Origin of the sequence: Demequina aurantiaca (assembly GCF_050598105.1) — a bacterium.
Taxonomy (GTDB): Bacteria; Actinomycetota; Actinomycetes; order Actinomycetales; family Demequinaceae; genus Demequina; species Demequina aurantiaca_A.
Genome location: NZ_CP192436.1, coordinates 743,373 through 766,182, shown reverse-complemented (window position 1 = coordinate 766,182; position 22,810 = coordinate 743,373). Strand labels below are relative to the sequence as shown.

Annotated in this window: 18 protein-coding genes; 6 read left to right on the top strand and 12 right to left on the bottom strand. The window is 65.8% G+C overall.

Annotation, left to right across the window (positions count from 1 at the left end; genetic code table 11):
• Positions 1–2 precede the first annotated feature (2 nt).
• A complete protein-coding gene (locus tag ACQU6B_RS03410) occupies positions 3–929 on the top strand; it encodes an NADP-dependent oxidoreductase (RefSeq protein ID WP_430868643.1) in 927 nt (308 codons plus the stop codon).
• 50 nt (positions 930–979) lie between these two features.
• Here ACQU6B_RS03410 and ACQU6B_RS03405 read toward each other — a convergent pair whose 3' ends face one another.
• The 9 genes from ACQU6B_RS03405 to ACQU6B_RS03365 all read right to left on the bottom strand — a co-directional run bounded on the left by ACQU6B_RS03405 (position 980) and on the right by ACQU6B_RS03365 (position 12,931).
• A complete protein-coding gene (locus ACQU6B_RS03405; RefSeq protein ID WP_430868642.1) occupies positions 980–1,954 on the bottom strand; it encodes a LacI family DNA-binding transcriptional regulator in 975 nt (324 codons plus the stop codon).
• 156 nt (positions 1,955–2,110) lie between these two features.
• Positions 2,111–2,962: a carbohydrate ABC transporter permease gene (locus tag ACQU6B_RS03400; protein WP_430868641.1), complete on the bottom strand. Its 852-nt coding sequence runs from the start codon at positions 2,960–2,962 to the stop codon at positions 2,111–2,113.
• Positions 2,962–3,921, bottom strand: a complete 960-nt coding sequence (locus tag ACQU6B_RS03395; protein ID WP_430868640.1) for a carbohydrate ABC transporter permease — start codon at positions 3,919–3,921, stop codon at positions 2,962–2,964. Before ACQU6B_RS03395 ends, ACQU6B_RS03400 begins: the two co-directional genes overlap by 1 nt.
• Positions 3,922–4,013: 92 nt before the next feature.
• Positions 4,014–5,360: an extracellular solute-binding protein gene (locus tag ACQU6B_RS03390; RefSeq protein ID WP_430868639.1), complete on the bottom strand. Its 1,347-nt coding sequence runs from the start codon at positions 5,358–5,360 to the stop codon at positions 4,014–4,016.
• Positions 5,361–5,595: 235 nt separating this feature from the next.
• Positions 5,596–6,636, bottom strand: coding sequence for an L-glyceraldehyde 3-phosphate reductase (gene mgrA / locus ACQU6B_RS03385; protein ID WP_430868638.1), 1,041 nt, complete (start codon positions 6,634–6,636; stop codon positions 5,596–5,598).
• Between the two features lie 133 nt (positions 6,637–6,769).
• A complete protein-coding gene (mnmA, locus tag ACQU6B_RS03380) occupies positions 6,770–7,870 on the bottom strand; it encodes a tRNA 2-thiouridine(34) synthase MnmA (protein WP_430868637.1) in 1,101 nt (366 codons plus the stop codon).
• Positions 7,871–7,986: 116 nt separating this feature from the next.
• Positions 7,987–8,718, bottom strand: a complete 732-nt coding sequence (locus tag ACQU6B_RS03375; protein ID WP_430868636.1) for a tyrosine-protein phosphatase — start codon at positions 8,716–8,718, stop codon at positions 7,987–7,989.
• An 89-nt stretch (positions 8,719–8,807) separates the two neighbouring features.
• Complete coding sequence (locus ACQU6B_RS03370; RefSeq protein WP_430868635.1) at positions 8,808–10,004, bottom strand: cysteine desulfurase family protein; 1,197 nt, start codon at positions 10,002–10,004, stop codon at positions 8,808–8,810.
• 89 nt (positions 10,005–10,093) lie between these two features.
• Positions 10,094–12,931 carry an ExeM/NucH family extracellular endonuclease gene (locus tag ACQU6B_RS03365; protein WP_430868634.1) on the bottom strand — a complete coding sequence of 946 codons (2,838 nt, stop codon included), beginning with the start codon at positions 12,929–12,931 and terminating at the stop codon, positions 10,094–10,096.
• Positions 12,932–13,178: 247 nt separating this feature from the next.
• On the opposite strand from ACQU6B_RS03365, the gene ACQU6B_RS03360 reads away from it, so the two are divergent.
• On the top strand, positions 13,179–13,586 hold the full coding sequence (locus ACQU6B_RS03360; RefSeq protein WP_430868633.1) for a hypothetical protein: 408 nt from the start codon (positions 13,179–13,181) through the stop codon (positions 13,584–13,586).
• Positions 13,587–13,622: 36 nt separating this feature from the next.
• Here ACQU6B_RS03360 and ACQU6B_RS03355 read toward each other — a convergent pair whose 3' ends face one another.
• Complete coding sequence (locus tag ACQU6B_RS03355) at positions 13,623–14,615, bottom strand: electron transfer flavoprotein subunit alpha/FixB family protein (protein ID WP_430868632.1); 993 nt, start codon at positions 14,613–14,615, stop codon at positions 13,623–13,625.
• Positions 14,612–15,400: an electron transfer flavoprotein subunit beta/FixA family protein gene (locus ACQU6B_RS03350; RefSeq protein ID WP_430868631.1), complete on the bottom strand. Its 789-nt coding sequence runs from the start codon at positions 15,398–15,400 to the stop codon at positions 14,612–14,614. The genes ACQU6B_RS03355 and ACQU6B_RS03350 overlap by 4 nt, the downstream gene beginning before the upstream one ends.
• A 122-nt stretch (positions 15,401–15,522) precedes the next feature.
• Here ACQU6B_RS03350 and ACQU6B_RS03345 point away from each other — a divergent pair, with 122 nt between their 5' ends.
• Both ACQU6B_RS03345 and ACQU6B_RS03340 read left to right on the top strand, forming a co-directional pair.
• Complete coding sequence (locus ACQU6B_RS03345; RefSeq protein WP_430868630.1) at positions 15,523–16,215, top strand: DUF5701 family protein; 693 nt, start codon at positions 15,523–15,525, stop codon at positions 16,213–16,215.
• 120 nt (positions 16,216–16,335) lie between these two features.
• The gene (locus ACQU6B_RS03340) at positions 16,336–17,733 is read left to right on the top strand and encodes a glutamate decarboxylase (RefSeq protein WP_430868629.1); all 1,398 of its coding nucleotides are present in this window, start codon (positions 16,336–16,338) and stop codon (positions 17,731–17,733) included.
• Positions 17,734–17,817: 84 nt separating this feature from the next.
• Here ACQU6B_RS03340 and ACQU6B_RS03335 read toward each other — a convergent pair whose 3' ends face one another.
• Entirely contained in the window at positions 17,818–18,468 is a 651-nt protein-coding gene (locus ACQU6B_RS03335) for a hypothetical protein (protein WP_430868628.1), read from the bottom strand.
• Between the two features lie 91 nt (positions 18,469–18,559).
• Between ACQU6B_RS03335 and glgX the strand changes: the two genes are divergently transcribed.
• Together glgX and ACQU6B_RS03325 are read left to right on the top strand one after the other, a co-directional pair.
• Positions 18,560–20,716: a glycogen debranching protein GlgX gene (gene glgX / locus ACQU6B_RS03330; RefSeq protein ID WP_430868627.1), complete on the top strand. Its 2,157-nt coding sequence runs from the start codon at positions 18,560–18,562 to the stop codon at positions 20,714–20,716.
• Between the two features lie 96 nt (positions 20,717–20,812).
• A complete protein-coding gene (locus tag ACQU6B_RS03325; protein ID WP_430868626.1) occupies positions 20,813–22,807 on the top strand; it encodes an alpha-1,4-glucan--maltose-1-phosphate maltosyltransferase in 1,995 nt (664 codons plus the stop codon).
• Positions 22,808–22,810: the final 3 nt, after the last annotated feature.

Sequence of the window (22,810 nt, the reverse complement as noted above, 5' to 3'; positions counted from 1 at the left end):
ACATGAAGGCAATCACATATGAGAAGTACGGCTCCGGCGACGTTTTTGAAGTGACCGAAATCGCTGAGCCCCACATCGGTCCGGACACGATGGTGGTCGAGGTCAAGGCTGCGGGCATCAATCCCGTCGACTACAAGATCCGCGAGGGCTACCTCGCCCAGCTGATCGACACCACTTTTCCCGTTGTCCCGGGCTGGGACGTCGCGGGCGTGGTGGTCCAGGTGGGGCTAGACACCCCTGAATTCAAGGTGGGCGACGAGGTGTACGCGTACGCACGCAAGGACATCCTCGGGGTTGGCGGCACTATCGCCGAGCGCGTAGCGGTCCCCGCGCGTACCGCCGCCCTCAAGCCCTCCAGCCTCAGCTTTGAGGAGGCGGGCGCGGTCCCCCTCGCTGGTTTGACGGCGATCCAGACGGTGCGACGCGCCGGCGTGAAACAGGGCCAGAAGGTCCTCGTTCACGGCGCCGCGGGCGGAGTCGGGAGCTTTGCGGTGCAGCTAGCGGTCCACGCCGGCGCAACCGTGGTGGGCACCGCATCGGCTCGCAACCACGACTACCTCGCGGAGCTCGGCGCCACCGGAGTTGAATACGGCGACGGGCTCAAGGATCGCGCGCTTGAGGCTCAGCCCGGCGGCTACGACGTCATCCTCGACTACGCGGGAGGCAGCTCCCTCGACGACACTGCGGCACTACTGGCTGATGGCGGCGTGGTGACCTCTGTCGCCGACCCGCGCGCCCAGAGCGAATTCGGCGGACACTACGCGTGGGTGCGACCCGACACTTCGGACTTGACCGAGCTCGCGCGACTCATCGACGCTGGCACGCTCAAGGTTGAACTCGCGCAGGCCTTCCCACTTGCCCAAACCAAGGACGCGTACGCCGCGCTCGAGGACGGGCACGTGCGCGGGAAGATCGTGGTCGTACCCTAAGGCACTATCTCCGCCCGCTCTCCCCGGGGTCAGCCCCGGGGAGGGCTGTGCTACGCCGACTCGCGCAGCACGAGCTCCGTCGGCAAGATCGTGGTGCGCGGCTTGTCCACGTTTCCGGCGAGCACATCAATCAGAATGTTCGCCATCTCTCGCCCCATCTCCATGGACGGCTGACGCACGGTCGTCAGCGGGACGCTGCACGCCTGCGCCGCGGCGCTGTCGTCGTAGCCAACCAAGGCGATGTCATTGGGGACGGCGTACCCGCGTTCGAAGAGCACAGGCATGGCGCCCGAGGCCATCAGGTCCGAGGCCACAAACACCCCGTCGATGCTCGGGTCGCTATCAAGAATCTCTCGCATGGCGCGTTGCCCGCCAAGCACGGTGTAGTCGCCATCGACGCAGGGGCCGGGTTCGAGTCCGTTCGCGGCCAGCACCTGCCGCCAGCCGCTGATGCGGTCGAGCGCGCTCTGCATGGAGCGTGGTCCTGAAACTGTGGCGATCCGTTGGCAGCCGCGTTCGACCAGCCTGCGGGTGGCCGTCGCGCCGCCCTCCACGTTGTCGACGTCCACAACGTAGGCGTCGAGACCCTCGACGCTGGGACGCCCGCCAAAGACGATGGGCAGGATGCCGCTGATGCGCTCGAGGGATCGGTCGCTGGCGTGGTGAGAGACCACCGCGACGCCGTCTACCGCGCCACCGGCGAGGTAGCGCATCATCTTCGCGCTCGGGTCGGGGCTTGCCACCATCAGGTTCAGCACGTAGTCACTCTGATCGAGCCGACTGTGAATGCCCGCCACAATCGACGCGAAATAGACGTCGCCAAAGAAGCGCGTGACGTCCTCCGGAGCTACTAGCGCGATCGCGAGGGACTGCTGGCTAGCGAGCGAGCGAGCCGCCCTGTTGGGCACGTAGCCCAAGTCCGCGATCGCGGCGCGAACCGCTGCCGCGCTCGACGGATGAACCTTGGGCGAGCCGTTGACCACGCGCGAAACCGTGGCCCGCGAGACACCTGCCCGCTCAGCCACCAGTTCTAGAGTGGGGGCTGCGGTACGGAGGCCGCTCACGGTCGGGCCCGGGGCGTCGACCGGCGCGTCACCACAGCCAGGCTGTGGTGACGGCACCGATCGACGGTGAAACTGTTCGACAACACTGTCGACTCCAATCAGGACTATGAAGAGTCCTTAGCCCTTGACGGCGCCCGCCATGATGCCGGAGACCAGTTGGCGGCCAGCGAAGACGAACAGGAGCAGCAGTGGGATCGTCGCGAGCATCACACCGGCAAGTACCAGTGAGTAGTCCACGAAGAAGTTTGCCTGAAGCAGAGACAGCGCCAAAGGCAGTGTGGGGTTGGACTGATCAAGGATGATCAGCGGCCACATGAAGTTGTTCCACGCCGCGACAAACGTGAACAGGAACAGCATGGCTGCAGCTGGTCGAGCGGCGGGAACGGCGATGTGCCAGAACGTACGGATCTGGTTGCAACCATCGACCCGAGCTGCCTCGAGCAGTTCGCCCGGAAGCGACTGGCTCAAGTACTGCGTCATCCAGAACACACCGAAGGCCGAAACCATCGCGGGAACGATGACCGCCCCGAGCTCGCCCGTCCATCCAAACTTGTTCATCAGGATGTACAGCGGGACAACGCCCAGCTGAATCGGAACCACCATGGTCGCGATGACCGCGGCCAGGAGCACGCTGTTGCCCTTGAACTTAAGCTTCGCGAAGGCGTAGCCGGCGATCGTGGAGAAGATGACGGTCGAAAGGGCGACGGTTGTCGACACGATGATCGAGTTTCCGAGCGCCTTCCAGAAGTTCACCGCGGGGTTGGAAAGGACCGCGGACGCGTTCGAGAAGAAGTTTCCGCCGGGAATCCACGACAGGTTCTGGTCGGTAACCGATGACGCGTCGCCCGAACCGATGAGGAAGGAGTAATACAGCGGGAACAGTGAACCAATGAGGACTGCGGCCAGGGCGCCGTAAACAAACCACGTTGGTCGGCTGAGGGAAACAGCACTGCTTTTGCGGAATGCCATTATTTGCCTCCTGGGGAGTCGCTCTTGATGAACTTACGGGTGATGAGCAGGTTGATGAGGCTGAAGACCACAATGATGAGGAACAGGAGCCACGCCACTGCGGATGCCTTACCGAAGTTCAGGTCGCCCCAACCGATGTTGTACATGTACATCGTGATGGTCAGCCACTGCTGGTCCGCGCCTCCGTTACCGGCGGAGTCGAACATGCGGGGCTCATCGAAGATCTGTAGGCCACCGATGGTCGACGTGAGAATCACGAAGATCATGGTGGGGCGGATCTGCGGGAGCGTGACCGAAACGAATCGCCTGACGGCGCCGGCGCCATCGATAGCCGCTGCCTCGTAGAGGTCTCGCGGAATCGCCTGCATGGCAGCAAGCAAGATCAGCGCGTTGTAGCCGGTCCAGCGGAAGTTCACCATGGTCGCGATCGCGAAGTGGCTGGCGAGCACGTTGACGTGCCACCTGATTGGTTCGATGCCGACCATCCCGAGCCACTGGTTGAAGAGACCGCTCTCGTCGGCGAAGAGCTTGGAGAAGATGATGCCTACTGCGACCGGCATCACTACGAAGGGCACAAGTACGCCCATGCGCCAGAACGTCTTCGCGCGTAGCTGATGGTCGAGCATCGCGGCGATGAACGTCGCGAGAAGAATTTGGGGTACGGCTGATAGCAAGAAGATCGAGAAGGTGTTTCTCAGTGCAACCCAGAACTTGCGGTCGTTGAGCACATCAGCGAAGTTCTCGAATCCGATAAAGGAGCCGGTGTTGCGGATCGTGTCCCAGTCCATCATCGAGATGACGGCGGTGTAGACGATCGGGAAGATGCCGAAGATGGCGAAGAGAATAAAGAACGGCGCTATGTACACGTAGGGGGACGCTTTCACGTCCCACCGGCCCAGGCGCTGGCGTCGTAGATCGCGCTTGGTCTCGGTGACTGTATGCAAGTCGGTGGTTGCCATGGGTTTCCTTGAGGTCAGGATGCAGAATGCAAGGGTGGATCCGGGTCGTCGCCCCTAAGGACGACGACCCGGACCGCGGTTGAAATTAAAACCTAGAGGTTGTTAATTTCCGTTACTGCCTTGTCCCACGATGCCGCAGGAGAGTCAACACCGGTGTCGACACGCGTAAGCGCGTCAGAGAAAGCGGTGTTAATCGGGAAGTAGAACGCGCCCTTGTACGGCGACGGAAGAACTGCCGTGGCGCGGTCCGCGAAGATCGTGCCCGTAGGTGCGTCGTTGAAGAACTCGTTGGATGCTTCAGCAACCAGCGGGTTCGTGTATGCCTCAGGCTGGCTGGGGTAGGTGCCTGCGTTGTCGAAGGCCTTGGCCTGGCTGTCAGCCGAGGTCAACCAGAGAGCAAGCTTCTTTGCCTCTTCGACGTTTGCGCCGTTCTCAGGAACCGTGAGCCATGAACCGCCCCAGTTGCCGCCACCGTTGGGGTACACGTTGGCGATGTTCCAGTCGGTGGTGTCACCAGCGGAACCGGAGATCACACCGAGCATCCACGGCGGGCACAGCATGGTCGCGAATGCGCCATTCTGCATACCGGCGAACCAGTCTTCGCTCCACTGTCCGAGGTGCGTGGACTGGTCGATCGAGGCTTCGGTCAGCTGGTCGTACGCTGCCTTAACTTCGGGGTTCTCGGTCGCGATGATCGTGTCCGTGCCGGCCTCTTCGAAAGCGGGGTCGATCTGGTTGATCATGCCCTGCCAGATGCCACCGGTGGAGTCGAAGAACGCCTCGCCGGTTGCGTCGTAGTAGTCCTGACCAACCGAGAAGAAGTTTGCCCAGTCACCCTCGAGGAGTGCCTCGACGCCTGCGGGGTCCGAAGCCAGTCCGGCTTCCTCGAACAGCGAGGAGCGGTAGCAAACGGCCTGCGGTCCAACGTCGGTGCCGGCGCCGATGAGGCGGCCTTCAGCGTCGGTGGCGTCAGCCGTCTTGGACTCGAGCCAGCGGCCGTCAAGCGACGGGTCCGACAGGTCTGCGAGAAGGTCGGAGTAGCCCATGACCTCAGGCATCCAGTCAACCTCGACCATTTCGACGTCAGCGAGGCCACCCGGGCCGAGCTTTGCGAAGAAGTTGGTGCGAGCGTCGCCGGACTCGGCCTTGCGGTCGTAGACAACCGTCACGTTCGGGTTCTCGTCCATGTACTCCTGGATGAGGTCGAACTGGTAGTCGGCGTCAGGCTGCTCGATCGAGTTGTAGCCAGGCGTGTTGAAGGTAGCGAGCGTGAGCGTTACGGGCTCGGCGTTCGCATCAGGCGACGCCGACATAGCGCCGGTCGCCGACGAGGTGGGCTCTGCAGCGTCATCGCTGCTGGAGCAGCCTGCCACCGTCAGAGCGAGGATTGCGGCACCGGCGGTGAGGCCGAGTGCAGTCTTACGACGTGAATAGGTCACGTTCACTCCTTTGTGAGTAAGGGTTGATGTCCAGACTCAGGAGAGCGCTCTCTTTGTGCGTGAGAGCGCTCCCACGAATCGAGTTCACCGTAGGCCTGAGCCACAAGTGGTGTCAATCCAGAACGGGCCTTTAGGGGCGTTTCGTCACCGAATCGTTACGAACCCATGTCGAAACGTTACGAATGCTCCCCGTTTGTTACATTTCGAGGTTTTTGCGGGTAGCTGTCGGCGGCCGCTACAGCTCTCCCTTTCGGGCACCAGCCCAGATGTCGATGCCGGCATCCGTGGCGAATCCGTCGATCTGCGAGAGCTCCTCCGAGGTGAACTCGAGGTTCTCTAGCGCACCCACGTTCTGCTCCAGCTGCTTGACCGAACTCGACCCAATGACCAGTGACGTCACCCGGTCGTCTCGCAGCGCCCACGCCAGCGCAAGCTGCGCGAGGGTCTGCCCGCGACGCTCTGCGATGGCGTTGAGCGAGCGCAGTCGCTCGATCATGTCGCCATCCAGCCATTCCTTGTTGAGCGAGGAGCCTTCCGTCGCGCGAGAGCCCTCGGGGATCCCGTCCAGGTAGCGGGGAGTCAACAGCCCCTGAGCCAGGGGTGAGAAGCCGATGACACCGGCGCCTACCTCGTCCGTCGCGTCCAACAGTCCCTCGTTCTCGATCCAGCGGTTGAGCATCGAATAGGAGGGCTGGTGGATGAGTAGCGGAGTCCCGAGCTCGCGCAGCAGGCGCGCCATTTCGCGGGTGTTCTCCGCGTCGTAGGACGAGATCCCGACGTAGAGGGCCTTGCCCGCTCGTACCGCGGCGTCGAGCGCGCCTGCGGTCTCCTCCAGCGGCGTCGTGGGGTCGTAACGGTGGCTGTAGAAGATGTCAACGTAGTCGAGACCCATGCGGCTCAGCGACTGGTCTAGGCTCGCGGAAAGGTACTTGCGAGAGCCACCACCGCTGCCGTACGGGCCGGGCCACATGTTCCAGCCGGCCTTGGTCGAGATGATCAGTTCGTCGCGGTAGGGCTTGAGGTCGGTCGCCATCACGCGTCCGAAGTTCTCCTCCGCGGAGCCAGCGGGCGGGCCGTAGTTGTTGGCCAGGTCGAAGTGGGTGATTCCCAGGTCGAACGCGCGCGTCAGAATCTCGCGCTGCGTCTCCAACGGACGGTCTCCGCCAAAGTTGTGCCACAAACCCAGTGACAGCAGGGGCAGGTCGAGCCCCGAGCGTCCGGTGCGGCGGTACTTCATAGTGCCGTCGTAACGGTCTTCATTGGCAAGGTAGGTCATCGTCGCGCCTTTCGTCGAGGGGGATGCGTCTACGTACTCCAACGCACGACGCGCGCTTTGTATGCCCGCAAGCGACGCGAGCGACATTTCCCGCAGCCGGCGCGATGCGAAGCCGCGTACCGGCACGGTTCCCCTAGACGACGCGCTTAGCCACCGTCGCCTGCGCGATGACGCGAGTCCCCTGGTAAACCACCAGAGACTGCCCCGCCGCCACGCCGCGCATCGGCTCGAGCAGGCTGACCATCATGCGGTCACCCCCCTCTTCATCGATCACGCGCTGAACCGTCGCAGGCACCGCGTCGCCGTGCGCGCGCACCTGCGCGGTGCACTCAGTTGACTCTGTGGCGGGGACATCGGGCGCGAGCCACACCACGTCCTCGCCGGTGAGCTCGTAGACGCTGAGCAGGGTCTCGGGTCCCACCACGATCACGTTCGAGGTGGTGTTGACCTCGGTGACGTAGCGGGGCTTGCCGTCCGGCGCGGGACGACCAATGCCGAGTCCCTTACGCTGGCCGACGGTGTACGCGTACGCGCCGGTGTGCTCCCCCACCTTGGCGCCCGTCTCGTCCACGATCTCGCCTTCCTCCTGGCCGAGCGCGCGCTCGAGGAAGCCCTTGGTGTCGCCGTCCGCTACAAAGCAGATGTCGTACGAGTCGGGCTTGTTTGAGACTCCCAGCCCGCGCGCCTCGGCCTCTGCGCGCACCTTGGCCTTGGTCTCAATCTCCCCCAGCGGGAACATCGCCTTGGCGAGCTTGTCTGGGCCCATGACGGCCAGCACGTAGGACTGGTCCTTGGCCATATCCGCCGCGCGGTGCAGCTCGCGTAACCCGTCCTCACGGATGTCGATGCGGGCATAATGCCCGGTAGCGACCGCGTCGAAGCCGAGGGCGTCCGCCCGTTCAAGGAGCGTGTCGAACTTGATGTGCTCGTTGCAGCGCACGCACGGGTTGGGCGTGCGCCCCCGCGAATACTCACTCAGGAAGTCCTTGACCACCAGGTCGTGGAACTCGCCGCTCAGGTCCCACACGTAGTACGGGATGCCCAAAATATCGGCGGCGCGGCGCGCGTCGTTGCTGTCCTCGATCGAGCAGCACCCACGCGATCCGGAGCGGTACTCGTCGCGGTTGCGCGACAGTGCCATGTGGACGCCGACGACGTCGTGGCCGGCGTCGACTGCGCGCGCTGCGGCAACCGCGGAATCGACTCCGCCGGAAAGTGCGGCTAGGACGCGCATGGGTACCTCCAGATTGGTGAACCCGTCAAGTGTAAACGAGGGGCGCAAACCGGCGGCCGATGCCGGGACCGCCTCCAGCCGCCCGCCTACCGTCTCGCGGCCGGCGCAGTCGCCGGTTACGCGACTAGGCGCTCCCGCAGCGCTTCGAGGGTCGCCTCGTCCCCGCCATTCGCCAAATACCATCCCCGGGTGCCGCCGTCGTGCGCGTCCCACGCGTCGAGCACCGACTCGATGGCCGAGGCGGGCGCATCGAGAATCTCGCGGGGCACCGCCGAGAGCGGGGAGTTGCCACCCTGGATCAGTTCCTGAGGGAGGCCTCGCATGATGCGCGCGATGACGCCCATCATGTTGGGCGCGGTGGCGGTGTAGTCGGCCACGACCACGTCGCGGTCGTAGCCGAGCAGCCGCAGGATCAGCGCGGAGGAGACCCCCGTCCGATCCTTGCCTGCCGAGCAGTGATACAGCACCGGCGCCTCGTCGCGCGCGACCTCCGCGATGACCTGAGTGAGTCCCCGCGCCGGCACGCCGACGATCATGGTCCCGTACAACGCATCGAGTGAGCTGAGCGAATGCTGCGCGGCGTCGCCGGCGAGGTTCGCGTCGGCCAGGACGTCCAGCTCCACCACGCGTGACGTCGCGGCCAACGAGTTCGGCTTCCCCTTCTCGTCCGCCCCACGTAGGTCAAGGACCGTCGCCGGGGGCCACGGGGTTAGTCCGGCGGGTACCTCGTCACCCTCCTGCGGCGCGTCAGAACGGAACGCCACTCCGTGGCGCAGGCCGGGCGCGGCATCGGCGAGGTCGCGGGCGTTCGCGAGATGGGACTGGGCCGGGGGAAGTTGGAACGTCATCGTCTGCGCTTTCGCTGGGGTGTGGGCGGAGTATCAGGTGGTCGCGCGCGCCAGTCACGGTTGACCCTGTGAGCGGCACGCACGGGTAGCTAGCCGAAGGCCTCGCCGTGGAACGTACCGGCGACCTTGCGAGCCCTCACCACCGCATCGGGCAGCACCTCCATCAGCGCCTCGACGTCGGCCTCAGTGGAGGTGTGGCCGAGCGAGAAACGCATCGTCGACGCCGCCTCGCTCTCCGTACGCCCCATGGCCATCAGCACGTGCGACGGCTGGGCGATTCCCGCGGTACAGGCCGAGCCGTTGGACGCCTCGACCCCGTGCGAGTCGAGCACGAACATCATCGCCTCCGCCGCGCAACCGGGGAAGACGAAATGCACGTTGCCCGGCAGCCGGCGAGGACCTGGCTCCGGTCCGGACAGCACCGCGTCGGGGATCGCCTCGCGGATGCGCGCGATCATGTCGCGCTGCAGCTCGCCGAGGCGGGCCGCCTCCGAGTCGAGTTCCGCGACGGCGGTCTCGGCGGCGATCGCCGCGGAGTGGAACCCCGCCGCGTTGAGGGTGCCGGAACGCACCTTGCGCTCCTGACCGCCTCCGTGCGTCAAGGGAGTGATGGTGAGTTCCCGCTTGGCCACCAGGGCGCCCACGCCCACGGGGCCGCCGAGCTTATGCGCGCTCACCGCCATGGTCGCGAGGCCCGAGCCGCGGAAGTCCACCGGCACGTGGCCTACCGCCTGCACCGCATCGGCGTGGACGGGGATGCCGTGCTCCGTCGCGATGTTCACGATGTCCTGGATGGGCTGGATGGCGCCCATCTCGTTGTTGGCCCACATTACGGAGATCAGTGCGATCTCGTCGAAGTGCGCGGCGACCTCGGCTCGCAGGGCCGCCAGGTCGACGATCCCGTCGTGCCCCACCGGCAACACCACAGCGGTCGCGCCGTGCTCATTCTCGAGCCACTGCGCGGGGTCGATTCCCGCGTGGTGCTCGATGGCCGTGGTGACGATTCGGGTGCGGCGAGGATCGGCGGTGTGGCGCGCCCAGTACAGGCCCTTGAGAGCGATGTTGTCCGCCTCGGTGCCGCCCGACGTCCAGATGACCTCGGTCGGGTGGGCGCCCAGCGCCTTGGCCATCCGCTCGCGCGCGTCCTCGACCACCGAGCGCGCGAGTCGCCCCGACTTGTGCAGCGCGGACGGGTTTCCGACTCGGGCCAGCTCCTCGAAGTACGCCATTCGCGCCGACTCCACCATGGGAGTCGTCGCGGCGTGATCGAGGTAGTGAGTGGCCATCTTGCCGATTTTAGGGCAGGTTGCCGCGCGGCACTACTCGGTGCCCGCAGAGCCGCCCGAAGGCTGACACCGCGGGCACCAACTAGTGGCTAGCGAGCCTCGCAGCGTGCGCCGTTGAGCGTCACATTCTCAATAGGCGCGGTGCCCGCGGCCTGCGATCCCACGAATCCGAGCGTGGTCGACTTGCCAGGCTTGATGGTGGAGTTCCACTTCAAGCTACGCACCGACACGTGTGCGCCCGACTGGGTGGAGTTGCCACTCCAGAGGTTCGACACCCGCTCGCCGCTAGTGAAGTCCCATTCGAGGTCCCATCCCCTTACAGGCTCATCAGCGAGGTTGGTGACCCAGATCTGGCTGATGAACCCTCCTGGCCACGTGCCGTGCACCGTGTATTGCACGGCGCAGGTCGCGACCTCGGGCTCCGAGGCCAACGCGAGGCCCACCACCACAGGGTCGTGGTCGGATGTTCGGAACTCGTTGGGAGCGTAGAGGTCCGCTATCTGAGCCGGCGTCTTGAAGTCGGTGTTGTAGTCCAGCACCGATGCCTCGTCGGAATTGAGGTGATACTCGGCCGCTTCGGTGATCTGGTCGACGATGCTGGCGGAGGCGAACGTGTAGTCGAGGGTGCCCCACTGGCCGTCGAAGACGTACGAGTAGTCGCCAGCCCCCAGGTCCGTCAGACCCGCGTCACGCAGGACATCGATCGGGTCCTCCATGGCGTAGGAGTTCAAGTCGCCCACCAGCATGACGTCGGTGTCGTCGACGCCGGTGGGGTCCGAGTCAATCCAGTCGACCACCGCCTCGGCGGCAGCCGTGCGCGTCGCATTCCAGCAGCCAGCCCCGTCACCCTGATCGGCGTCCGCGCCCGATGACGGGCAACTGCCCTTGGACTTCCAGTGGTTCGCAACCACCGTGAAGGTCTCCTCATTACTCAACTGCTCAAAGGACTGGGCGAGCGAAGGCCTGTTACGGCTGTCGTCGAAACGCGGATCGACCGATGAGTCGAGGACAGCAAAGTCGCCCACCGGGGCAACCGTCCGGGTGTCGTAGATCATGCCCACGCGGATGGTGTCCGTGCCCACCACGCCAGTGTCGACGTAGCTGTACGCGTCCTCGCCAAGGGCAGCGTTCAGGGCCTCGGTAAGGTCCGCGAGCGGCTCGACTCCCGTGGAGTTCTCCAGCTCCATCAGTCCCAGGACATCGGCGTCGATCTTGCCGAGCGCGGAGACCAGCTTGGCCCGCTGGCGGTCCAACTCCTCTGCGGTGTTCGCCCCTCGGCAACCCTGCTTGTTTCCCTCCGGTCCGCATTGGCTTCCGCTGGCGTCGAGGGTCAGGAAGTAGTTGAGCACGTTGAAGCTGGAGAACTTCAGCGTGCCGCCAACCTCGGGTGCGGCAGTGGGCCGGGGGTTTGCCGACTCGAAAGCGGGGACCACCCCGCCGGGCACTAAGCCGGCGTCGCTGAGGTCACCGACGGGGCGGATCCGGTACGCGTTTCCCGATGCGGAGTTGCCAGCCCAGGTATAGGTCATGACGCCCGTGAGTCCGTCCACTGTGTCTCCGCCGCGCAGCGGGTTAGTCGCGCTCAGCGGGTTGCCCCCGCCACCGAACACAATGGGGTCAGGGTTCTGCGCCTGCGTTGCGTCGTCGACCTTGATCCTGTTGAGGTCGTTCGTCGCCTGGAGCGCATTGGCTGCGGCGCCCGGATCTGCAATGGCCGTCGGCTGGTCCAACTTGCCGTCGCCGGACAGCGTGAGTTCCCCGAACCTGCCGAGGAGGTACATCTCGGTCACGTACAGCGTCTGGGGAACCGTCACGAGCATGCCCTCGTAGGCTTCGGCCGAGTCGGCGGCCGCGAATGGCAACGCCACCGTCGCGGGCGTGACTGCCTGGCCGGACGCCGTCACGGTGACGTCGGTCACCGACGAGAGCTGGGTCTGTCCCTGGTACTCGCCGACAGTTCCGGTGACGCTCACCTGGTCTCCGAGGCTCACTTGGTCCGCGCCGCCGTTGAAGACGAAGATGCCTTCCGATGTGGCTGGGTCGCCATCGGCATCGGCGTCCTGTTCCTGCACGTAAAAGCCTCGCAGTGCGGGCTGCGCACCCTCGTAGTCACCGACCACGATGCCGTCGATTACTACGACCTGGTCGAGCATCCCAGACGTCTCGCCGGCGCCCTGGATGGCGCTGATCAACGCGGGCGTCGCGACGTCACCGTCCCCGTCCCCGTCGCCATCACCATCACCATCACCATCACCGTCGCCGTCGCCGTCGCCGTCGCCATCACCATCACCATCACCATCACCATCACCGTCGCCGTCACCCACGCAGGTCGCGGTGTGGGACCCGAGCCCGTCGAAGGTGTTCGCGGCGAACCCCGCCCACTCGACGGTGGGGTCAAAGTCGTCAGACCCATCGGTGTCCCCCACGCAGACGTCGTCATTGCGCCGCAGCGTGTTGTCCGCGGTACTGATGAGCCCCTCGCCCCACTGCGAGCCGGGGTCGAGGCCAATCTGACCGATGACGTCCAACGTGTCCGCGCCATTGACCAGAGCGAGCGCGTCATCGCCGTTGAAGAGTCCCGAGCCGGTGGTCTGGTCCGCTTGCGCGAGGATCACCGGGTCGGCAGAGCTGTGAGCGAAGACAAAGACGTCCCCCGCCGCGACGACCCCACTCAGCGTGAACGTAGCGCTCACCGAGGCCGAGCCGTTCGAGTATTGCTGGATCGCGTAGTCCGACAGATCGACATCGGCGCCCGTGCCGTTGTAGACCTCCAGCGCCTTGTTATTCGAGCTGCCCTCGACGTATTCGGAGAAGAACAGGTCCGTGGCCGTGGCCCCTGTTTCAGGTTCGGCACCCGACGGGACCGCCGATGCGACGGTCACCCCCAGAGCGATGATTACGGCTGTGGCGATGGCGCGTCTTTGCATTCCAGGTTCTCCCTTTTGTCCGGTATGTCCCACGTTAACCGGCATCGCCGACATTCGCTCGGCGGGACGTTGAACGGCACACGAACAACTAGTTACCAGGAGGTTAATCCCAGAATTGGCGTCTTAGAGCCTGCGCCCAGGCCACAACACGGCCTCGCGTTCGCCGGGGGGCGGTCCAGGTGTCGCTCGGCGAATACCTGGGGAACTACCGCTACACGCGGCTGCAAACTGGGCTACTTTTGTTTGCATGACCGATCTGCCCGCCAGCGACGCGCTGCAAGACCTCATGTTCACCGCACTGGACCATGGTGTTAAGTCCGCGAGTGACGGTGGGGCCGTCATCCCCTTCCTCGTAGAGGAGGACGTCGACGGCACCCGCAAAATCGTCAGATTTGACGCGGGCGAATTGCAAGAGTCCGTAGCTCGCGCGCGTGAAGCCGCGGCGGTTTCCGCAGCGGAGCGCGTTGCCCTTTGCTTCGACGGATACCTGACCGATGACACCGGCCGCTTTGACGCCGTGTACATCGTGGCCCAGGAGCGCGGCGGGCCCAGCGCCCTCACCTTCATCCAACGCTACCGGCCCGCCGACGCCCCGGGTGGCTTTGGGGAACTTGGCAACCCCGCATACGCAGGGACGGACGACCGCCTGTTCTAGGCGTCAATACGCACGGCCGATGCGCTGCCAGTGCGGCTACTCGCCGCGGTGCGCCTTGACAGCCGCGATGGCCTGCGGCAACACGTCGAAGAGCGAGCCCACCACTCCAAAGTCGCAGATCTCGAAGATAGGCGCGTCCGGATCCATGTTGATGGCGACTACGGTGCCGGAAGCCTGCATGCCGCCACGGTGGTGGACGGCGCCGGAGATCCCGCACGCCACGTACAGCGCGGGGGTCACCGTGGTGCCGGTCTGCCCCACCATGTGCTCGTGGCCAATCCAGCCCTCGTCAGTGGCGTCGCGGCTCGCGCCCACAGCACCACCGAGTAGCTCCGCGAACTCGGTCACGAGCGCGTAGTCGCCGCCGGTTCCGCGTCCTCCGGACACCACCACAGGAGCCTCGGCCAGGGGCACGCCCTCGGCCTGCACGACGGGCTCGACCGCGGTGATGGTCTCGCGCGTCGCTGGAAGTTCGACGACCAGGTGGACGAGGATTGCCTCGCCCGGGGCCTCTGCGGCCGATGCCGCGGTGGTGTTGGGACGCAGGCCCACGATGGCGCCGGGTCCATTAACGACACCGGTCCCCGGGATGCGGGTGCGTACGTTCCACGTTGCTGCGAACACGGTCTGGAAGGCCTCGACGGCGCTGTCTTCACCCGTGCCGTCGACGAACTCGACTCCGGCGGCGTCAACCACGACGCCCGCGCCGCTTTTCGCTGCCAGTCGGGTCACGATCTCCTTGTTGACGAAGGTCGACACAAACAGCAGCAGCTTCGCGTCCGTGGTCGCGGCCGCGATGCCAGCGGCCGCCTTCGCGGGGTAGCGAGACTCCGCACCGATGCCCGCGACGCGAACCTCGGCGGCGCCAAACTCGGCCAGCTGGGCCACGGCATCGGCGCTGGGGTCCTCGCCCAGCCACACCGCCACCGGGGTGCCCAGGGTGCGCGCGAGCGTCAGCGCCTCCAGTGAGGGGCGGGCCACGGCCCCGTCGCGCTGCTCGATCAGTACTGCGATGGTCGCGTCGCTCATACCAGGCCCTTCTCGATGAGGAAGTCGGCCAAGAGCTTGCCGCCCTCCCCCGTGTCGGTCACGATCTTTTGGTCGGCGCGAGGAGGACGCTCGGAGGCGTCCACCACGGTAGTGCGCGACGCGCCGGCGCCCACGGAAGATGGGTCGACCCCCAGGTCCGCGAGCGTCCAGGTGGCGACCTCGGCTTTGCGTGCCGCCATGATCAGCTTGAAGTTGGGGTAGCGGGGCTTGTTCAGCTCGTCGGTCACGGACACCACTGCGGGCAGCGGCGCGGTAACGGTCTCGTGGGCGTCGCTCAGGTGACGCACGATGGTCGCCTGGCCGTCCGCGACCTCGAGCGACGACGCGAGGGTCAGCTGCGACCAGTCGAGCTGGGCCGCGAGCGCCGTGGGCAGCATCGAGGTCAGCCCATCCAGCGCGGCCATGCCGGTGATTACCAGGTCGAGCGGCTCCTCGTCGTGCACCTTCCGGATCGCGGCTGCGAGCACCGCGGCGGTGCCGAAAACGTCCGAGCCCGCCACGGCATCGTCGTCCACGTGAATCGCGTGGTTCACGCCCAACTGGAGCGCCTTGCGCACGGCCGCCACGGCATCGGGTCCGCCAACGGTGAGCGCGTAGACCTCGCCCTCGCCCGCGGCCTCGACCAGCTGCAGCGCCGCCTCGACCGCGTTCTCGTCGAGCTCGTTCATGGAGCCGTCGTCGGCTGTCCGAGTCACGGCGCCGTCGCTGAAGGAGCGGTTCGACTGGAGGTCGGGCGTGAACTTAACTGTCACCAAAATACGCATGAGTACAGACTAGTGGGGCACGCGCCCATCGATCCAGGACCTTCCGCGCGGGTCGGGCGCAGGAACACGCCGGGGGCCGCGAACGTTCACAGCTCACCCCATCATCTCCCGCAAGGAGCGCCATGCCAGACGTCGTTTCCGCCCCCGCCGCCCCAGCTTCCTTTGCGGTGAATCCAGTCTCGGAATTGGCTCGCCAAGTCGACGCGTACGTCGCGATGGGCTACCCCGGCCTTGCCGGTCTGGATGAGGCGGCGTTCCGAACGCTCATGGCGCCGTTGGCCCAGTGCCTCGCCGATGCCCTCGCCGCCGGGCTTGATCTCACGGTCACCGAGAACCGCGTTCCGTTCGTGGCCGTCATCGCCGATGCGGTCATCTCTCCGGAACTCCGTGTGCCGACGATGCGGGCCGGCCGGGGTAAGAAGGAGGGAATTCTGGACCGCAACTACGGCGAGAACGGGATTGCGCCGTACCGCGCAGTCGACGGCCTAGGCGTGCCGGACGCCCCCGTGTACCTGCTGCTCGACGTCCAGCGCGGCGACGAGTTCAAGAACGTCAAGCCGATGAACGCGACCCCCGTCATCGCCGAGCGCGGGCGCACGGTGCTGACCATCGTGGAGGGCCTGTCCTTCAACGCAGCGTTCCCGGACCTGCTCATCAAGAACCACTGCTTCATGCTGGCGGGCTCACACGAGGGCAACCGCCGCGTCCCCGCAATCTGGATCTCCAAAGGAGCACCAAAACTCGGCTGGTGCTTCCAGGGCGTGGAACACACGTGGCTGGGCATCGCATCGGCCGCCCGTCGTGTCGCCTCGTAACTAGCCGGAGGCCTGCCCTACGCGACTGCGGGTACTGGTGCGCGGAGGGAGTCGACGCGCTAGGTTTAGACAACACGCCGAGCACCGCGGTTCGACGTGTCCAAGAGAGGGAATTCGAGCATGAGTAGCGCACCAGTACCGCAGGGCCGCGAGCCCCATCACGTCGATATCAACGCGCTCTTCGCGTCGGCGGGCGAGACGCAGGACATCCCCCTGTTCGAGATGCCCCAAGGGCAACTCGACGAGAAGGTCGCCTATCAGCTGGTTCACGACGAGGCGATGCTTGACGGCAACGCCCGCCTGAACCTCGCGACCTTCGTCACGACCTGGATGGACAGCTCCGCGCAGAAGCTGTACGCCGAGACCGTCGACAAGAACATGATCGACAAGGACGAGTACCCCAAGACGGCCGAGATCGAGACGCGCTGCTGGCGCATCCTCGCGGACCTGTGGAACGCCCCGGACCCCGAGAAGGCCATCGGCACCTCGACCGTCGGCTCCTCCGAGGCCGCGATGCTCGCGGGACTCGCGATGACTCGCCGCTGGCGCGCCAAGCGTCGCGAGGAGGGCAAGTCGATCGACCGCCCCAACCTGGTCATGAGCGCCGGCGTGCAGGTGTGCTGGGAGAAGTTCTGCAACTACTGGGACATCGAGATGCGCCTGGTACCGGTCTCCACCGCGCACCCCGCGATGGACGGCGAGGCCATGCTGCCGTTCGTCGACGAGAACACCATCGGCGTCGTCGCGATCATGGGCGTCACCTACACGGGCGTGTACGAGCCCGTCGAGGAGATCTGCGCGGCGCTCGACGGCCTGCAGGAGCGCACCGGCCTCAACGTCCCCGTCCACGTCGACGGCGCATCGGGCGGCATGATTGCCCCGTTCATCCAGCCCGACCTGGTCTGGGACTTCCGCCTTCCGCGCGTGGTGTCGATCAACACGTCGGGCCACAAGTACGGACTGGTCTACCCCGGCCTTGGCTGGGCGATCTGGCGCAGCGAGGAGTACCTGCCGGAGGACATGATCTTCCGCGTCAGCTACCTGGGCGGCAACATGCCCACCCTCGCGCTTAACTTCTCGCGCCCCGGTGCACAGGTACTGCTCCAGTACTACTTGTTCATGCGCCTGGGCCGCGAGGGTTACACCGCCGTGCAGAACGCCACCCGCAACGTGGCGTTGCACCTGTCCGAGCACATCGGCAAGATGGCGCCGTTCGAGCTGGTCAGCGACGGCTCCGACATCCCCGTCTTCGCGTGGAAGCTCAAGGCCGGCTACACCGACAAGTGGAACCTGTACAACCTGTCCGACCGCCTGCGCGGGAAGGGCTGGCTCATTCCCGCCTACCCGCTGCCGGAGGACCTCGAGGACGTGATCGTCCAGCGGATTGTTGTTCGCAACGGGCTTGGCTTCAACTTGGCCCGCGACCTGCTCGCGGACATCGAGGAGTGCGTGAACTGGCTGGACGGCCTGGACGGCCCCATCCCGTCCGAGCACGTGGAGCCCGGCTTCACCCACTAGGCCTCACGCCTCACTAGACACAGAAAAGCCGCCACGGACCAACTGGTCCGTGGCGGCTTTTCTCGATTTTTGGGGGCGCTGCGCCTACTCGGTCGGGGCAGACGCCTCCTCCTGCATCACTCCGGGCCGCGTGACGACGGCGGCCGTGAAGAAGCACAACGCGCCGAACGAGGTGCCGACGTTGACCCACGTCAGGTTCGCGAGCGCGTTGGTACTGGGAAGGACGTACGCGCCGACGGCGGAGAATCCGAAGGCGACGGAGCCCGCCATGCCCGCCCACACCGCGGCGGGCGTGCGGGCGTTGATGTCCCACAGCTCGTGGGCTCGGCGCAGCGCGCCCAGTGCGAAGCCGCTCGAGACCAGGAAGGCCACCGAGCCCCACGCATCGGCGCTCCATCCGACTCCCATGGCGTCGGGAGTGTCGATGGAGGCCTGCCACGCGCGGAAGGTGCTGATGTTGAAGAGCAGGGTTCCGACGAACTGGACGGCCGCGGCCCACCAGTCGAGCGCGTCGCCGGAGGTGGTCGACTTCCACGGCGGGCGCCGCCCCGCGAGCAGTAGCTGCAGTGTCGCGGCAGTGGTGAAGAAGATGGAGCCGATGAAGAAGGTGAGGTTGGCGTTGGCCGCCCCCACCGCGTCGGCGTACCAGGGCAATGGCCCGATGAAGAAGAACGTGGAGCCGATCGCGAAGCCGATGGCCTCTCGGCGCATCCGCAGGAAGCGTGCACTTTTCATGACGCCAGCGTAGGGCAACACGCAACCTGGCGTTCCTCGTACGACACGCGGAGTACACCGTCGCATCACTGGCATCCTGCACAATAGTGCAATGACAAACGAGCGTGTCTCCGCGCACACCACCCAACCGTCCCCCACCCCGCACCGTCTTGGCGTGCACCTAGTGGAAGGTGGCGTGACCGTCGGCGTCTACGCCGCACACGCCGACCGCGTCGAATTATGCCTGTTTGACGACGACGGCGGCGAGACGCGGATCGACCTGGTGGGACCGACCACCGGCAACTGGCACGCCTTCATTCCCGGCATCGACGCGGGCCAGCGCTACGGCCTGCGCGCCCACGGGCCTTGGCAACCCAAGCGCGGCCACCGCTACAACCCCGCGAAGCTGCTACTTGACCCCTACGGCCGCGGCATCGACGGCACCATCGCCAACATGAGCGAGCCTGCGTCCAAGGTTCTGCTGAGTAACCGTGGCGAGGAGGACTCCGCCCCCGCGATGCCCCGCTCGGTGGTCACCACCAGGACCGGGCACGACTGGAAGCACCCCAGCCCGCACGTGCCGTGGGTCGACTCGATCGTCTACGAGATTCACGTCAAGGGCTTCACCCACCTCATGCCCGGCGTGCCCGAGCACCTGCGCGGCACGTACGCCGGCCTCGCACACCCAGCCTCCGTGGAATACCTCACCAATCTGGGCGTCACCACGGTGGAGTTGCTGCCCATCCAGGCCTTCGCCAACGAACCCCACCTGGAAAACGCGGGCCTCACCAACTACTGGGGCTACTCAACTCTGGGATTCTTCGCGCCACACGCCGCCTATGCCACCGCCGAGGCTCGCGCGGCCGGCGCGCAGGCCGTCCAGGAGGAATTCGCCGGCATGGTGGACCTACTCCACAAGGCCGGCCTCGAGGTCATCCTCGACGTGGTCTACAACCACACGTCCGAGGGCTCCTCAAGTGACCGGGTGCTCAGCTGGAAGGGCCTGGACAACCTCAGCTATTACCGCAACCAGTCCCACGCCCCCGCGCACTACGACGACACCACCGGTACCGGCAATACGCTCGACTTTGGCCACCCGCGCGTGACTCAGATGGCCCTGGATTCGCTGCGCCACTGGGTGACCGAAATGGGCGTGGACGGATTCCGCTTTGACCTGGCCGCGACCCTGGGCCGTACTGGGCAGGGCTTCTCCACCAACCACCCCTTCCTCGTCGCGTTGATCACCGACCCCGTGCTCAGCGGCGTCAAGCTCATCGCAGAGCCGTGGGACGTGGGACTCGGCGGCTGGCAGGTGGGCAACTTCCCGCAGCCCATGTCGGAGTGGAACGACAGGTTCCGCGACTACGCCCGCACCTGGTGGCTCCAGACCGGAGTCGGAAAGAACGGCGGCCGCCACCACCCCACGGCGCCCGAACTCGCGACCCGGCTCGCGGGCTCCTCCGACCTCTTCGGCCACTCCGAGCCGTGGGGCATGCGCGGCCCCGTCGCGTCAGTCAACTTCGTGACGGCTCACGACGGCTTCACCGGCTACGACCTCACCGCTTATAACGGCAAGCACAACGAGGCGAACGAGGAGGAGAACCGCGACGGCACCGACAACAACCGGTCCTACAACCACGGCGCCGAGGGCCCGACGGACGATCCGGAGATCCTCGCCGCGCGGCGCAAGTCGCTACGTAACCTGCTCGGCACCACGCTGGTGGCCGCCGGCACGCCAATGCTGCTGGGGGGCGACGAGATTGGCCGCACCCAGGGCGGTAACAACAACGCATACTGCCAGGACAGCGAGATCTCGTGGGTCAACTGGGACCTGGCGGACTGGCAGAACGACCTGCGCGACACCATCGCCAGTCTCATCCACCTGCGCCGCGACAACGCGGTGCTGCGCCCGTCCAGGTTCTACGACGGTGTCGACCAGGACCCCACCGACCAGAAGTTCCGTGCGGACTCCGCCTGGTTCAAGGCCGACGGCTCGCACGAGGACGAGGGCTGGTGGGATGACCCGTCGACCCGCGCACTCCAGTTCATGCGGTCAATTCCCACCGAGGGCGAGGCGGATGCGCTGGTCGTGATCAACGGTTCGCGGGAGGGTGCGGCCATCACTCTCCCGGCGGACAACGGCCCGCTGTGGAAACTGGTGTGGGACAGTGCGTGGGAGTCGCCCTCCGAGGCCACCGAGGAACTCATCGAACCAGGGCAGCAGCAGGAGATGACCGCCGCGAGCTTGCGGCTGTATCTGAGTTGGTAGCGGCGAGGGCCGCCGCGAGCGCCCATATGTGGAACCTTTGTGCTCGTACCCGCGATGTGGCTACACACTGGCACCAATGACCGGTAAGTTCGGTGCATGGAGCACGCACGCGACATGTCCGTAGGCCGCATTCCGATTGTCGGCGTCCAGCCATCGCTCGAGGAGGGCCGCTGGCCCGCCAAGGCGGTGGTCGGCGAGGCCGTCCCCATTACGGCGACCATCTTCCGCGAGGGCCACGATGCCGAGGGCGCGACGGTGGTCGTCACCCTCCCTGACGGCACCGACACCACTCTCCCGATGCCGCTCGACGACTTTGGCAATGCGCGCTACGAGGCGTCATTTGTTCCCTCGCGTGAGGGTCTGCACCACTTCCGCGTCGAGGCGTGGTCAAACCCGTACGCGACGTGGGCACACGCCGCGGAGCTCAAGATTCCGGCCGGGGTGGACGTCCACCTGATGCTTGACGAGGGCGTCGCGGTACTCACTCGTGCCGTCGCGGAGGTCAAGCGCCCCGCCGCCAGGCAGAAGGTGCTGAGGGAGGCCATCACAGCGCTCGCGAACAAGGCGTTGACGCCCGATGCGCGCCTCGCTCCTGCTGTCTCCGATGCCGTCAAGGCCGTGCTCACCGCGGCCCCGCTGCGCGATTGGGTGACCATCTCTCGCGACTATCCGCTGAACGTCGAGCGCGAGATGGCCCTGGCCTCGTCCTGGTACGAGATCTTCCCCCGCTCCGAGGGCGCGCGGCTGAACAAGCGCACGGGCGCGTGGACGTCGGGCACCTTTACCACCGCTGCCAAGCGACTTCCTGGCATCGCGGCGATGGGCTTCGACGTCGTGTACCTGACCCCCATTCATCCCATCGGCATCACGCATCGCAAGGGCCGCAATAACTCGCTGACCTGCGAACCGGGAGACCCCGGAAGCCCCTACGCGATCGGCGCGGAGCAGGGCGGGCACGACGCGATTCATCCTGCCTTGGGCACGATGCGCACGTTCAAGACCTTCGTGAAGAAGGCTCGGGAACTCGACCTCGAGGTGGCCCTCGACCTCGCGCTGCAGTGTTCCCCGGATCACCCCTGGGTCACCGAGCACCCCGAGTGGTTCACCACCCAGCTCGACGGGACCATCGCCTACGCGGAGAACCCTCCCAAGAAGTACCAGGACATTTACCCCCTGAACTTTGACAACGACCCGGACGGCGTCGCGCAGGCCGTGCGCGACGTGCTGCAGGTATGGATCGACGCGGGCGTCACGCTGTTCCGCGTGGACAACCCGCACACCAAGCCGCTGACGTTCTGGGAGTGGCTGCTCGCGGACATCGCGAAGGACCACCCGGACGTGATCTTCCTGTCCGAGGCGTTCACCCGCCCCGCGATGATGCACACGCTCGCCAAGATTGGCTTCCACCAGAGCTACACCTACTTCACGTGGCGCCAGAGTGCCGCGGAGATGGGCGAGTACCTCGAGGAACTTGCGGGCAAGAGCTCGTTCTACATGCGCCCCAACTTCTGGCCCACCACGCATGACATCCTCACGCCCGACATGCAACGAGGCGGCGCGCCGATGTTCAAGATGCGCGCGGTCCTCGCGGCAACGGCGTCCCCCTCCTACGGCATCTATACCGGCTACGAGTTCGTCGAGGACGTCCCCCGGCCTGGCGCCGAGGAGCAGATCGACAACGAGAAGTACGAGTACAAGCCGCGCGACTGGTCCCGCGCCGACGACTACGGAATCGAGTCCCTGCTCACCACGCTCAACTCGCTGCGCGCCAAGCACCCGGCTCTGCGCAGGCAACGTGGGATGCACGTCCACACGACCAATAATCCGAACATCCTGTGCTTCAGCCGCTTCGTGAGCGCCGCCGACTCACCTACCGGGAAGGCCGACGCGGTCATCACCGTCGTGAGTTTCGACGCGGACGTCGTGCACGATGCGGTGGTGACCTTCGACATGGCGGCCATCGGACTAACCGAGGAGGACCACATCACCGTTGATGACGCTCTCTCGGGGGCAACTTACACCTGGGGTCGCGAGTTTTACGTGCGGCTAGACCCCATGGTGACAACGGCGCACGTTGTTGAGGTGAGATAAGTC